We start from the raw sequence: 12,916 nt of genomic DNA, 5'->3' as shown, positions 1-12,916 counted from the left end.
GCCCGAAGCAGGGCACCGGCCGGCGGCGTGTGGAACGTCAGTGGTTGTGCTCGGCCAGCTTCTTGCGGACGTCGTCCATGTCCAGCGCCTGGACCTGCTCGATGAGGTTCTCCAGCGCCGACTCCGGCAGCGCGCCCGGCTGGGCGAAGACGATCACGCCGTCACGGATCGCCATGATCGTCGGGATGGAGCTGATGTTGAACTTCGCCGCCAGCTCCTGCTGCGCCTCGGTGTCGACCTTGCCGAAGGCGATGTCCGGGTGCTTCTCCGAGGAGCGCTCGTAGACCGGGGCGAAGCGCTTGCACGGGCCGCACCAGTCCGCCCAGAAGTCGAGCAGGACGATCCCGTCGCGCCCGGTCACCTCGTCAAAGTTGGCCGTGGTCAGCTCAACCGTTGCCATTTGCTCTCTCCGATCACCGCGGATTGTCGTACGTCCGGTGGAACCAGGGTCAGTCCGTCCGAATTCCCGCCGCGGGGGTGACGAAACGCTGAGCGCCGGGACGGTGACCCTGAGCACATCGAACACCATCTGTTGGCTCCGTTCGTGCGGAACGCAAATGCACGCCGCACTTGCGTGACGGGACGTGATGGGAGCGTTTCCAAGGAGATCACTCTCAGTTTCCGCTACGTCTCGGTAACTTCGGGCTTGACGAGCATCTATCCGGCCTGCGGAGATCGCTTATCGACCTCGTGTCGGTTACTTTGAGTAGTGTTACGAAAAGGTAAATGTGACCTCCGTCTCTGTCGGCGACGGGTGGTCGTACGGCAGAATTCTTCGCATCAGAGCGTGGGCGGCGGGTGCCGGGGAGGGCCCCGCCGCTCATTGCGTCCGGACCTCGGTGGCCCCCGGTGTGACATTTCCGCCGGGCGAGCGCCCCGCCCCTCGCCTTAACAAGCGATAAGGCATGCTGTGCCGAACTCCATCGCCGCCCGTGAAGGGGACAAGGATGCAGTTCGGCCGCTACTACGAGGAGTTCGAGGTCGGCGCGGTCTACCGGCACTGGCCGGGCAAGACGGTCACCGAGTACGACGACCACCTCTTCTGCCTGCTCACCATGAACCACCACCCGCTGCACATGGACGCGCACTACGCCGAGTCCGCCTCGCAGTTCAAGCGCAACGTGGTGGTCGGCAACTACATCTACTCGCTGCTGCTGGGCATGTCCGTGCCGGACGTCAGCGGCAAGGCGATCGCCAACCTGGAGATCGAGTCGCTGCGGCACGTCGCACCGACGTTCCACGGCGACACCATCTACGGCGAGACGACGGTGCTGGACAAGCGGGAGTCGGCCTCGAAGCCCGACCGCGGCGTGGTCGCGGTCGAGACCCGCGGCTACAACCAGGACGGCACGCTCGTCTGTGTGTTCCGCCGCAAGGTCATGGTCCCCAAGAAGGAGTACGCGGCCGCCGCCGTCCCGGACGGCGTCGACCCGGAGCGTCCCAGCTTCCCCGAGCCGCGCTGACCTCGCGTCCGTCCGGCCACCGGGCCTCGTTCTCCGTTCGGCGGGGACGGGGCCCGGACCTCGTCCGGGGGCATATGCTCGGGCTGGAGGTTCCCATGAGCCACTCCGTAGCCGGAGAGCCGCCTTCCGCCGGTCGCCGTGCCGCACCGCTCACCACCGCCGCCTACTCGGCGGCGGAGTGGGACCTGCTGACCGACCTGCCGGGCCGCGTCCTCGTCGCCGCCGCCTCACCCGGACCCGGGCGCCCGCCGCGTGGCGTCGCCGCCGGTCTGGCCGGCCTGGACGCGGTGGCCGCCGGCCGGGCCTTCGACAGCGATCTCGTCCGCGCCGTGGTGGCCGCCATCTACGCCCGCCACGACGGGACCACCGAGCGGGACGAGCGCCTCACCGACCTGGTCGACCTGCTGGCCGCCGCCCGGGCCGCGGTACGGGTGCTGCGCCGCCGTGCCGACCCGGCCGACTCGGCGGCGTACCGGCAGTGGGTGGAGTCGGTCGCCGCCCGGGTGTGCCGGGCCGGGCAGACTGCGTCGAGCCCCGCCGACACACGCTTCCTCGACCGGCTGGGCGGCGCGCTCGACCTGCGCTGACCGGGGACGCCGTCGGGCCGTACCCTCGGCAACCGTGACCGACGACCAGCTCGACGTGGGTGTGGGGCCGTGGCCCGGTGACCCGCCGGACGACCCGCGCTACGACCCGGAGCTGCTCACCGCCGGGGACCGGCGCAACGTGGTGGACCGCTACCGCTACTGGCGGCGCGAGGCGGTGGTGGCCGACCTGGACCGGCGCCGGCACGACTTCCACGTGGCGATCGAGAACTGGCAGCACGACTTCAACATCGGCACCGTGGTCCGCAACGCCAACGCCTTCCTCGCCGCCGAGGTGCACATCGTCGGGCGGCGGCGGTGGAACCGGCGGGGTGCCATGGTGACCGACCGCTACCAGCACGTCCGGCACCACCCGACGATCGAGGAGTTCGTCGCGTGGGCGCGCGACGAGCGGTTGCCTGTGGTCGGGATCGACAACCTGCCCGGCTCCCGGCCGATGGAGACCGCGGTGCTGCCGCGCCGCTGCGTGCTCCTGTTCGGCCAGGAGGGGCCCGGTCTGTCGGCGGTGGCCCGGTCGGCGTGCGAGGCGCTGTTCTCGATCGCCCAGTACGGCTCGACCCGGTCCATCAACGCGGGCGTGGCCAGCGGCATCGCCATGCACGCCTGGATCCGGTCGTACGCCGGGCCGCCGCCGGACTGAACGCCGCGTGGGTCCACCGCCGGACGGAAATCCCACGTTCGTCGGCCCGCCCCGCTTGACGCCTCGCGGGTCCGGGGTGACGGTGAGGGTGTGACTGTCGCGGTGAGTTGTCCGAAGTGCGCGGGCCCGGTGCGCGAGCCGGATCTGATGCACGCCGAGCACCGGTGCGTGCGCTGCGGCCCGGTCGCGCCGCTGCACGTGCCGGAGCACATCAGTGCCGAGATCATGGCCAGCGTGGTCGAGCGGATGGCCGCCGACCCCGACCCGGCAGGCCGGCTCCGGATGCCGCTGTGGTGCCCGTGGCCGCTCCCGCCGGGCTGGACGCTCACCGGCGTGGCGTGGGCGGGCGACGACCGCGCGGGCGTACGGGCCACGCTCGTCGCCTGCGCCGGTCCGGCCCCCCTGGACGGTGGCCCGGCCGACCTGATCTTCGTCGCCGAGGAACCCGGCGTCGGTCTCGGTTCCCGCTTCGCGGGACTGCCCGGACCCGACCCCGGCCCACAGGTGGAGGAGGCGCTCACCGATCCCGGCCCTGGTCATCCCGAGCGCCTGCCGCACGCGAAGATCCGGGTGGGCGGCCATCCGACTCCACTGTGGCTCGTTCGCTCCGAAACGGATCGAAGCGCGTACGCCGGCGAGGCTCGGGGAATGTGGCTCCATGCGATAGCCTGGCCGGCGAGTGCGGGTCACCTCCTCGCGGAAGAAGTCGTGCTGCACGACCTCACCGAGTGGACACCGCCCGAACTCGTGTACGGCGCACCATCTCCGTACCTGCACGGGCGGGCCTGACCGGCTTGCCACGGCTAGTCGGAGAGCGGACGCAGATATTCACGGTAAGACACCATGCTGATACTCTGGGTGCCGCTGCGGTAAACGGACCCGGCGCCGCGCGAGAGGATGGCCCGCTATGGTCAAGAAGGTCCTCACCTGGGCCGGCATCGCATTCTTGATCTTCTTTGTTGCGTACCGGCCCAACTCCGCCGCCGACGTCTTCAAGTCTCTCGGCGGCGGCATCATGGACATCGCGCAGGGCTTCGGCGACTTCTTCACCAACCTCGTCGCCTAGCCGCCCATGGGAAGCCCCTCCGGTCCACCCTTCGACCCGGACGACCCCGACCGGGCACGCCGGGAGCGCGACACCGAGCCGATCCCCCGGATCGACCCGGACGACCCGGCCGGTTACGGCCCCGGCCCGTACGCGGACGCGGACGACGCCGGTTACGGCAGCGCCTACACCGGTGAGGGGCGGTCCGGCCGGGCCTGGGCGCGTGACCCGGACGGCTTCCCGGACCAGCCGATCTCCGAGGACGAGCTGGCCGGGCTGCGGTCCGACGCCTCCGGCATGGCACCCCGCCGGGTGCTGCCGCTGGAGGACGAGCCCAGCTCGCTCGTGGCGCGTTACCTCTTCCCCACCGAGCGCTACCGGGGCGAGTGGAAGCGGCACTGGATCCACCTCACCACCCCGATCATCGTCGGCGTGGCGGCCACGTTCGTGCTCGGCTACCTCTCCGGCTTCCTCGCCGGGCGGGACGTCGGCGCGTTGACCACCGTCGCCGTGCTGCTCTGGTTCGCCGTGATGGGCTGGGTGGCCTGGAAGGTCGCCGACTGGTGGTACGACCGGTTCATCCTGACCAACAAGCGGGTGATGGTGGTCAACGGGATCATCACCCGGCAGGTCGCGATGATGCCGCTCACCCGGGTCACCGACATGAAGTACGAGCAGAGCCCGACCGGCCGCGCCCTCAACTACGGCACGTTCGTGCTGGAGTCCGCCGGTCAGGAACAGGCACTCCGAGTGATCAAGAACCTGCCCAACCCGAACGAGCTCTACCTGCGCGTGGTCGAGGAGATGTACGAGCCGCAGGCGGTCGAGGCGCGGCTGGGCAAGGAAGCCGACGAGGCCAAGGCCGACGACGGAGCCTGAAACTTTTCGTCCGAACATCGGATGAACTGCACACCTTCCGCCATCGACCCGACCGGGCAGGCCGTGGCATTCTGCCAGGCAGGACGGGGGGAGATGAGTGTGGTGGTGAGCAGAGATCCGCTGGAGGAGGAGTTCCGCGAGTTCGTCGCGGCCCGGTCCGGCGCACTGCTGCGCACCGCGTACCTGCTCGCCGGTGACTGGGCCACCGCCGAGGATCTGCTCCAGACCGCGCTGACCAAGACCTACCTCGCCTGGAAGCGGCTCGGCGGGATCGACGCCATCGAGCCGTACGCCCGCCGGGTCATGGTCAACACGTCCACCAGCTGGTGGCGGCGCCGCTGGCACGGCGAGCGCCCCACCGAGGTGCTGCCGGAGCGCGCCGGCGTCGACGAGATCGAGCAGCAACTCGACCGGGACGCGCTCTGGCGGCACCTCCAGGCGCTGCCGGCCCGGCAGCGCGCCGTGCTGGTGCTGCGCTTCTACGAGGACATGTCCGAGGCGCAGACAGCCGCGCTGCTGGAGATCTCCCCGGGCACGGTCAAGAGCCAGACCTCCCGTGCGCTGAACACGCTGCGCCGCCGGCTCGGCTCCGAGGCGGCCCTGAGCCTGCCCACGCCGGCCGACGCGCCAGCCGCGACCCCGCCTGCCTCGCCCGCCGCAGCCGGCCGATCCGTCCCGCCGGCCCGGGGCGCCGAGCCGACCCGTATCCCGGCGCGGCAGCCCGCCGCCCGGGTGCCGCGACCGGCCCCACCCGCGGCTCCGGTCCGCCCCGCCGTCCCGATCGCGGCGAAGAGCCGATGAGCGGCACCCGGCAGCACGGTGACAACCGGACGGGCAGCCCGGAGCGTCCATTCCCCGTGAGCGACGACGAGCTGGAGCGGGCGCTGCGGGAGACCCTGTCCCGCCGCGTCGAGACGTCCCGCCCGCTGCCCGCCGACCCGGCCGGGGAGATCCTGCGCCGGGCGCGGCGCACGGGCCGGCGGCGCACGCTCACCGGCCTGGCCCTGGCCGGGGTCGCCACCGTTGTCGTCACCACCGGGGTGGCCCAGTTCAGCGCGCCCGGCGGCGACGGCGGCACGCCCACAGTGGTGCTCGGCGACCCGCCCGTCCTCTTCCCGTCCCCGTCGCCCTCCGGGCCGTCCTCGGTCACCCGCTTCGGGCCGGTCCGCGCCGAACTCGACCTGCTCGTCGGTGACCGGCTGGACACCAGCGGCGGTGAACGGCGGCAGCTGACCGGGGTGAGCGGCGTCGAACGGGCGCAGCGGATCCACGAGCAGGAGGGCTGGCTGCTCACCTCGGCGGCCACCGTCGCCGGCCGTACCCTCTGGTGGGTGCCGGTCGGTGGCGCCGCGCCGCAGGTCATGCTCGCCGCCGCGGACGCGGTGGCGATCTCCCCGGACGGCCGCCAGGTCGCCTGGCGGGACGGCACGGACGTGATCGCCGCCGGTGTGGTCGCCGGCCAGCTCATCGCGCCGGTCCGGATCGCCGCGCCGGAGGGCGCCGTGCCGGTCGGCTTCACCGGCGACGCGGTGCTGATCCGGCAGCCCGGCGACGGCGGGATGAGCGTCTGGAACCGCGCGCTGGGCGGACAGCCGGGCCCGGTGAACCCGGCCGTCCGCACCGTCTACGGCACCCGGCCCGACGGCCGGGTGGTCGGCCTGGTCGCCGCCGGCCGGGACCAGCAGCTCTGCCTGGCCCTGCTCGACCCGGCCCGGGACCTCGCCCCGGTGCGTACCGGATGTGGCCTGAAGCTGGCCACCGACGGACTCGGCGCCGTCTCCTTCGACGGCCGGTGGCTGCTCGCCAACGGCACGTCGCGCACCGCCCTCCTGGTCGACCTGCGCGACCCGGCCAGCCCGGTCACCCACCCGGCCGGCCCGGTGCTGGCCGGCGGCGTGTCCTGGACCCGGGCCGGGGTGGCGCTGCACGTGGACGCGACCGGCGGGCTGGTCCGGGTCAAGCCCGAGCGGGTGCTGGCCGGTGACCGGCCCACGGCCTCGAAGGTCGAAGGGCTGGCGCCGGAGGACCGCCCGGTGGTGGTGGCCGACGTCCCCACGGTGCCGGACGGGGCGTAGCGTCGGGCGGGTGAGCGTCCCCGCCCGCATCGACCTGCACACCCACTCCACCGCCAGCGACGGCACCCTGACGCCCGCCGACCTGGTCCGGGCCGCCGCCGAGGCCGGGCTCGACGTGGTGGCACTCACCGACCACGACACCACCGCCGGCTGGGCGCCCGCCGTCGCCGCCCTGCCGCCCGGCCTCACCCTGATCCGCGGCGCGGAGATCTCCTGCCGGTGGTTCGGCGCCGAACCGGCGATCCCGCTGCACCTCCTCGCGTACCTGTTCGACCCGGCCGAGCCGCACCTGGCCGCGGAACTGGCCCGGGTCCGCCGGGCCCGCGAGGAACGCGGCGAGCGCATCGTCCGGCTGCTCCAGGCCGACGGCATCCCGGTGAGCTGGACGGAGATCCTGGCCGGCGCGGGCGGCGGCACCGTCGGCCGCCCGCACATCGCGCAGGCGCTGATCCGGGCCGGTCTGGTCACCACCACCACCGAGGCGTTCGGGCCGGACTGGCTCGGCGAGCGGTACCGGCTGCCGAAGGACGACATCGAGGTGTTCCAGGCGGTGGCGCTGGTGCGGGCGGCCGGTGGCGTGCCCGTCTTCGCCCACCCGAGGGCCAGCAGGCGCGGCCGGATCGTGCCGGACGAGCTGATTGCGGACCTGGCGGCGGCCGGCCTGGCCGGGCTGGAGGCCGACCACGAGGACCACGACCCGGCCGAGCGGGAGCACGTCCGCGGGCTCGCCACCGACCTGGGACTGCTGGTCACCGGCTCGTCCGACTTCCACGGCACGCACAAGACGGTCCGGCTCGGCGCGCACACCACCGACCCCGAGGCGTACGAGCGGATCGTCGCGCAGGCCCGCGGGGTGACCCCTGTCGCTTCGAGCTGAAGCGATCCGACGGCACGGCTACCGTGTCCGCGTGGATCTCAAGCTCTTCGGCGAGGTCTTCGTGACCCTGCTGGTGATCGTCGACCCGCCCGGAATGATGCCCATCTTCCTCGCGCTGACCGGGCCGCTGCCCGCGCGCGACCGGAACCGGGCCGCCTGGCAGGCCGTGGCGCTGGCGCTCGGGGTCATCGTGATCTTCGCGGTGGCGGGGCAGACGATCCTGGCATACCTGCACGTCGACCTGCCCGCCCTCCAGGCGGCGGGCGGCCTGCTGCTGATCCTGGTCGCGCTGGAGTTGCTGACCGGCAAGGCGGACGACCCGAGCAACCAGGTCACCTCCAACATCGCGCTGGTGCCGCTCGGCACCCCGCTGCTGGCCGGGCCGGGCGCCATCGTGGCGACCATGCTGTTCGTGCAGCAGGCCGGCGGCGCCGTCGACTACCTCGCCATCGGGCTCGCCATCGTCGCGGTGATGGTCACCGTCTGGGTGGTGCTGCGCTTCTCCGGCGGGATCGTCAAGGTGCTGCGCCCCGGCGGCATCGAGGTGCTGACCCGGATCGCCGGTCTGCTGCTGGCCGCCATCGCGGTGCAGCTCATCGCCGACGCGATCGCCGCGTTCGTGACCCAGTACCTCAACAACGCCTGAGCGGGTCCGTCCGCTGTCGTACCCGGATGGCAGGATTCTCCGGGTGCGACGACAGTCAGCAGCCAGCGGCTCCAAGGCTCCCCGACCCCGCGCCGAGCAGTCCGAGCAGCTCGGCTTCGAGGGCATGCCGGAACGCCTGTTCGTCTGCACACCGAGCAAACTCGGTGCGTACGCGGACTGTCCCCGCCGCTACCGCTACGCCTACGTGGACCGGCCCGCGCCGCCCAAGGGCCCGCCGTGGGCGCACAACTCGCTCGGCGCGAGCGTCCACACCGCGCTGAAGAACTGGTACGCGCTGGCCCCCGACCGCCGCCGCCCCGAGGTGCTCGGCACGCTGCTCAAGGGCACCTGGGTCCGCGAGGGCTACCGCGACGACGAGCAGGAGCGCGACGCCTTCCGGCGGGCGCTGACCTGGCTGGAGAGCTACGTGGCGGGCCTCGACCCGGCCGACGAGCCGGTCGGCGTGGAACGGGTGGTCGCAGTCAAGACCGCGGTGCTCGCGTTCAACGGCCGCACCGACCGGATCGACTCGCGTCCCGGCCCGGACGGGCGGCCCGAGCTGGTCATCGTCGACTACAAGACCGGCCGCACCGGGCTCGACGCCGACGACGCGCGCGGCTCGCAGGCGCTCGCGCTCTACGCGTACGCGGCCGAGCGGGTGTTCCGCAAGCCGTGCCGCCGGGTCGAGCTGCACCACCTGCCGACCGGCACCGTCGCCGCGCACGAGCACACGCCGGAGTCCCTGAACCGGCAGCTCACCCGCGCCGAGGACACCGCCCGCGACATCATGGCCGCCGAGCGCGCGGTGGCCGACGGCGCCGACCCCGACGCGGCGTTCCCCACTGAGCCGGGCCCGCGGTGCGGCTGGTGCGACTACCGGCGTACGTGCCCGACCGGCGTGCAGACCCCGGGCAAGGAGCCCTGGTCCGCAGTCGAGCGTTTCGCCGACCCGGAGTGAGTGCGCGACGCCGTCAGGCCGCGGTCAGGCGGGCGGCGCGTTCCTTGGCGGCCTGCTGCAACGGGCCCTCCCGGTAGCGCCGGGGCACCGCGGCCAGTGCCAGCCGCAGCGCCCGCGCGCTCAGGTCCGCCGACAGGGCGGTGGTGGGCAGGCCCAGCCCGCCGTAGAGCCGCAACGCCCACGGCGGCAGCATCCCCAGCGCGGTGGCGGCGATCCCGAAATACGCCCAGCGCGGCGGACCCAGGTTCAGGCCGACCCGCGCCGGCAGGCTGAGCTTCCACGGGATCGGCGGCGCGGTCAGGAACACCGCGGTCTCGGCCGCCTCCCGGGTCATCCGCAACCGGGGGCGTACGTCCCGGTAGTAGTCGGCCACCTCGGCGGCGGTACCCGGCACGTCGTCCGGGTCCAGCCCGACCAGGGCCGCCGACCGGCGCTGCTCGGTGTAGTAGCCGTCCACCTCGTCGTCGGTGAGCGCCAGCCCGGACCGCCGGGCGGTGCTCACGAACGACTCGACCTCGGTGACGTGCACCCAGCGCAGCAGCTCCGGATCGTCGACGCGGAACTCCTCACCGGTGAACGGGTCGGTGGCGCGCATCCGGGCGTGCCGCGTACGCAGCCGTCGCCCGGCCCCCTCCGCCTCGGCGGTGGTGCCGTAGATCGTCGCTCCCACGTACGTCGCCGTGCGGACGAGCCGCCCCCAGGCGTCGGTGCGGTAGTTGCTGTTCTGGGCGACGCCGGCCATTGCGCGAGGGTGCAGCGCCTGGAGGTAGAGCGAGCGCAGGCCGGCGACGATCAGGATCGGTTCCTCGTGCACCTTCCACGTGACCGATCCCGGACCGAAGAGGCCGAGGTCTTCGGTGTCCACCGATCAAGAGTGCCACGCGCCGTCGTCGGCCATCCTCGGTGCGGCGGCCAGTCGACGTGCGGCGGTCGTCGGTGCGGCGGTCAGTCGTCGGCGGAGCGGCGGGACTGGCAGGTAGGGCAGAGGCCCCAGAAGGTCACTTCCGCCTCGTCCAGCTCGAAGCCGTGCGCCACGTTCGGGTCCAGGCAGGGGGCGCTGCCGACCGCGCAGTCCACGTCGGCGATCTCCCCGCAGCCCCGGCACACCACGTGGTGGTGGTTGTCGCCGACCCGGGCCTCGTACCGCGCGGGACTGCCGGCCGGCTCGATCCGGCGGGACAGCCCGGCCCGGGACAGGGCGCCGAGGACGTCGTAGACGGCCTGGGTGGAGACCGAGTCGATCCGCCGGCGGACCCGCCGGGTGATCTCGTCGACCTCCAGGTGACCGCCGGCGGAGAGCACGTCCAGCACGGCGAGACGCGGCCGGGTGACCCGTAGGCCCCTCGACCGGAGCAGCTCCTCGCCTGTGGACATGGATCCATGACAGCACGGCTCAGGCGGGCCGACAAGCGAGCGTTGTTCACCCGTGGCCGGGGCCACAGGTGAACCGGCACCGCCGCGCCCGCGTGTATCGAAGAAGACGGCGTCACGCCGTACGCTGAGCGCGCCAAACCACCCACTCGCCGGAGGTGTCGGTGTTCAGGGAAATCAACGGTCTGCCCGTCCACGTGCTCGTCATCCACGCGGCGGTGGTGCTGGTGCCGCTGCTGGCACTGCTCGCCGTCGCGTACGGGGTGCTGCCCCGCTGGCGGCCCCGCCTCGGCTGGGCGGTCGCGGCGCTCGCCGTGGCCACCCCGATCGTCGCCTGGGTGGCGACCGAGTCCGGCGAGGAGCTGGAGGAGGCCCTGCGCGCGAAGGGCTACCCGCCGGACCGGCTCCAGCAGATCCACGAGCACGCCGAGTACGGCGACACGCTGTTCTGGTTCGCGCTCGGGCTCGGCGTCGTGGCGCTGCTGCTCGTGCTGTCGACGAGCCGCCTCGTCGCGGGCCGGAACCTGCCCCGCTGGCTCCCGATCCTGCTCACCGTCGTGGTGGCGGTGCTCGCGGTCTTCGCGATCGTGTACGTCTACCTGACCGGGGACAGCGGCGCCAAGATGGTCTGGGACGGCGTCGTCTGACCGGTACGGCTCAGAACAGCACCCGCGAGCAGAGCAGGCAGGTGAGCAGCACCAGCACCACTGCGACGGCTGCCCCGATGCCGTAGGTGAGCCGCTGCGCGCGCTGCTCCGCCTGGTCCATCGCGGCCATGTCCTGCGGCGGGAGCCGTCGGGGCGGTGACGGCTGCACGTGTACCGGTGGCCGCCAGCCGGGCGGCGGAGGCGTGCTCGGCGGCGGTCCCGCGTACCCCGAGGGCGGTGGGCCACCACCGGGCGACCCCGGCCACGCGCCGCCGGCCACCGTCCAGCCGCCCGCCGCCTCCGGCCGGGCCCACGGGCTGTCGGTGGCCGCCTCGCGTGACCACGGGCTGGCGGTCCCGGCCGGTTCGGCGGTGCGGTCCGGTTCATGGTCTCCGCCGGCGTCACCGGCGTCACCCGGCCGAGATCCGGGACCGGCCGGGTGGACGTCCGCGCTGTCCGCGCCGTCCCGGGGGGCCGCCCCGGGGGCGTTCTCCCCGGCGGGTGCCGGTTGGTCCGGGCGTCGCCAGGTCTCGTCGTCGGGGCTGCCACCGCTCGGCGTCGTCACGCCGTCCGACGCTACCAACGCCCCGGGCCGGTCGGCCGCCCGACGCGTCGATCACCGCCACCCCGGCCCGTCGCGCCCGGTGTGTGGCGTTCCGACGGCTCCCGGCCCGGTACGGCCGGGCTCGGGACGATCCGGCCGGTCCCGGGGATCGAGCCGACGCCCCGTTCGGCGGTATCGTTGCTGCTCGTGACCGACCCCGCCATCCGGACACCGCGCGACGACGACGACCGCGTGGTCGACCTCAGCGACGACTTCGTGGTGCTGCCCGAGCAGACCAGCGACGACACCGACCGCGGCTGGGGCGAGCGCCCCGGCGGCAACGACGACTGGCTGCTCGCCGAACGCCCCCCGCACTGGGGCTGATCGCGTCAGCCGCGTACCACCACGGCGAAGCGGCTGCCCTCCGGCAACCCGACCGCCCGCCTGGCCTGCTCCGGCGGCAGCGCCAGGTAGAGCGCAGAGGAGCCGTCGACCGCGCCGGTGGCGCCGACCACGTCGAGCACCAGCGCGCGCGGAGCTAGCAGCGTCGGGTCGGGCGAACCGCCGGCCGGCACGACGAGCAGGTCGACGCGGGCACCCGGGCGCAGCACCGCGAGCGCGGCCGGCTCGGCCAGCCGGATCGGCACGCCGACCGCACCGGCCGGCAGGGCGGGGATGCCGCCGGACGGGGACGCCGTCGCCGAGGCGGCCGGCAGGACGCGGGGTGGTGGGCAGGACGGCGGCGTCCGGAGCACCGCAGCGGCCAGGCCGAGCAGCACCGCGACGAGCGTCACCCGCAGCAGCGTCCGGCGCCGGGGCAGCCCGCGCCAGCGGACCGGACGCAACGTCGCCTCGCCATCCGCCACCGCTGCCTCCCGCCGCCGGTCAACCGTCCGACCCGCAGGCTAGGCCCGGCCTCCCGGCGCGCGCCGCCCCATCGCCCGCCCCTGTGGATAACCCGCCGCCCTGTGGAAAACCGTTCCCCCGGGGAGGCCCGCCGTCACCAGCGGAGGTCCGGTGCGGCCGGAACCGCCAGCTCGGGGAGGTTGCTGCTTCCGGACCGGCGGATGCAGCAACCTCGCCGAGCTGGCGAGCATCCGCCACCGGCCGAGCAGCAACTTCCCCGAGGTGGCGAGCATCCGCCACCGGCCGAGCAGCAGCCTCGC

Annotated in this window: 18 protein-coding genes; 13 read left to right on the top strand and 5 right to left on the bottom strand. The window is 73.5% G+C overall.

Features of this window, described 5'->3' with window-relative positions; genetic code table 11:
• Positions 1 to 37: 37 nt before the first annotated feature.
• Entirely contained in the window at positions 38 to 400 is a 363-nt protein-coding gene (gene trxA / locus FB455_RS19740; protein WP_013283893.1) for a thioredoxin, read from the bottom strand.
• A gap of 547 nt (positions 401 to 947) precedes the next feature.
• On the opposite strand from trxA, the gene FB455_RS19735 reads away from it, so the two are divergent.
• From FB455_RS19735 to FB455_RS19690, 11 genes are all read left to right on the top strand, one after another.
• Positions 948 to 1,463, top strand: a complete 516-nt coding sequence (locus tag FB455_RS19735) for a MaoC family dehydratase (RefSeq protein WP_013283894.1) — start codon at positions 948 to 950, stop codon at positions 1,461 to 1,463.
• Positions 1,464 to 1,558: 95 nt separating this feature from the next.
• Positions 1,559 to 2,050, top strand: coding sequence for a hypothetical protein (locus FB455_RS19730; RefSeq protein WP_013473904.1), 492 nt, complete (start codon positions 1,559 to 1,561; stop codon positions 2,048 to 2,050).
• 34 nt (positions 2,051 to 2,084) lie between these two features.
• Complete coding sequence (locus FB455_RS19725; RefSeq protein ID WP_013283896.1) at positions 2,085 to 2,708, top strand: TrmH family RNA methyltransferase; 624 nt, start codon at positions 2,085 to 2,087, stop codon at positions 2,706 to 2,708.
• 90 nt (positions 2,709 to 2,798) lie between these two features.
• Positions 2,799 to 3,497, top strand: a complete 699-nt coding sequence (locus tag FB455_RS19720; RefSeq protein ID WP_316250298.1) for a DUF6758 family protein — start codon at positions 2,799 to 2,801, stop codon at positions 3,495 to 3,497.
• A gap of 118 nt (positions 3,498 to 3,615) precedes the next feature.
• A complete protein-coding gene (locus FB455_RS34350; protein ID WP_013283898.1) occupies positions 3,616 to 3,774 on the top strand; it encodes a hypothetical protein in 159 nt (52 codons plus the stop codon).
• A 6-nt stretch (positions 3,775 to 3,780) separates the two neighbouring features.
• The gene (locus tag FB455_RS19715) at positions 3,781 to 4,632 is read left to right on the top strand and encodes a PH domain-containing protein (protein ID WP_091330263.1); all 852 of its coding nucleotides are present in this window, start codon (positions 3,781 to 3,783) and stop codon (positions 4,630 to 4,632) included.
• 93 nt (positions 4,633 to 4,725) lie between these two features.
• Positions 4,726 to 5,433, top strand: a complete 708-nt coding sequence (locus tag FB455_RS19710; RefSeq protein ID WP_030273628.1) for a SigE family RNA polymerase sigma factor — start codon at positions 4,726 to 4,728, stop codon at positions 5,431 to 5,433.
• Between the two features lie 56 nt (positions 5,434 to 5,489).
• Positions 5,490 to 6,707 (top strand): hypothetical protein, encoded by a 1,218-nt coding sequence (locus FB455_RS19705; RefSeq protein ID WP_457113318.1) that lies wholly within the window; start codon positions 5,490 to 5,492, stop codon positions 6,705 to 6,707.
• Between the two features lie 10 nt (positions 6,708 to 6,717).
• Positions 6,718 to 7,584, top strand: a complete 867-nt coding sequence (locus FB455_RS19700; RefSeq protein WP_145754505.1) for a PHP domain-containing protein — start codon at positions 6,718 to 6,720, stop codon at positions 7,582 to 7,584.
• Positions 7,585 to 7,615: 31 nt separating this feature from the next.
• Positions 7,616 to 8,230 (top strand): MarC family protein, encoded by a 615-nt coding sequence (locus tag FB455_RS19695; RefSeq protein ID WP_013283903.1) that lies wholly within the window; start codon positions 7,616 to 7,618, stop codon positions 8,228 to 8,230.
• Positions 8,231 to 8,354: 124 nt separating this feature from the next.
• Positions 8,355 to 9,188, top strand: coding sequence for a RecB family exonuclease (locus FB455_RS19690; protein ID WP_486481556.1), 834 nt, complete (start codon positions 8,355 to 8,357; stop codon positions 9,186 to 9,188).
• Positions 9,189 to 9,201: 13 nt separating this feature from the next.
• On the opposite strand, the gene FB455_RS19685 is transcribed toward FB455_RS19690, so the two are convergent.
• The gene (locus tag FB455_RS19685; protein ID WP_145754501.1) at positions 9,202 to 10,053 is read right to left on the bottom strand and encodes an oxygenase MpaB family protein; all 852 of its coding nucleotides are present in this window, start codon (positions 10,051 to 10,053) and stop codon (positions 9,202 to 9,204) included.
• Positions 10,054 to 10,133: 80 nt separating this feature from the next.
• Positions 10,134 to 10,562 (bottom strand): Fur family transcriptional regulator, encoded by a 429-nt coding sequence (locus FB455_RS19680; protein ID WP_013473912.1) that lies wholly within the window; start codon positions 10,560 to 10,562, stop codon positions 10,134 to 10,136.
• Positions 10,563 to 10,723: 161 nt separating this feature from the next.
• On the opposite strand from FB455_RS19680, the gene FB455_RS19675 reads away from it, so the two are divergent.
• The gene (locus FB455_RS19675; RefSeq protein ID WP_145754498.1) at positions 10,724 to 11,206 is read left to right on the top strand and encodes a DUF2231 domain-containing protein; all 483 of its coding nucleotides are present in this window, start codon (positions 10,724 to 10,726) and stop codon (positions 11,204 to 11,206) included.
• A gap of 10 nt (positions 11,207 to 11,216) precedes the next feature.
• Here FB455_RS19675 and FB455_RS19670 read toward each other — a convergent pair whose 3' ends face one another.
• Positions 11,217 to 11,771, bottom strand: a complete 555-nt coding sequence (locus FB455_RS19670) for a hypothetical protein (RefSeq protein WP_145754495.1) — start codon at positions 11,769 to 11,771, stop codon at positions 11,217 to 11,219.
• A 186-nt stretch (positions 11,772 to 11,957) separates the two neighbouring features.
• On the opposite strand from FB455_RS19670, the gene FB455_RS34345 reads away from it, so the two are divergent.
• On the top strand, positions 11,958 to 12,134 hold the full coding sequence (locus FB455_RS34345) for a hypothetical protein (RefSeq protein WP_174361685.1): 177 nt from the start codon (positions 11,958 to 11,960) through the stop codon (positions 12,132 to 12,134).
• 5 nt (positions 12,135 to 12,139) lie between these two features.
• On the opposite strand, the gene FB455_RS19660 is transcribed toward FB455_RS34345, so the two are convergent.
• A complete protein-coding gene (locus tag FB455_RS19660; RefSeq protein WP_145754491.1) occupies positions 12,140 to 12,616 on the bottom strand; it encodes a flagellar biosynthesis protein FlgA in 477 nt (158 codons plus the stop codon).
• Positions 12,617 to 12,916 lie beyond the last annotated feature (300 nt).

The organism is Micromonospora sp. CNZ296, from assembly GCF_007827635.1.
The sequence above is the reverse complement of the archived record's forward strand: the minus strand, read 5'-3'. Positions and strand labels throughout refer to the sequence as shown.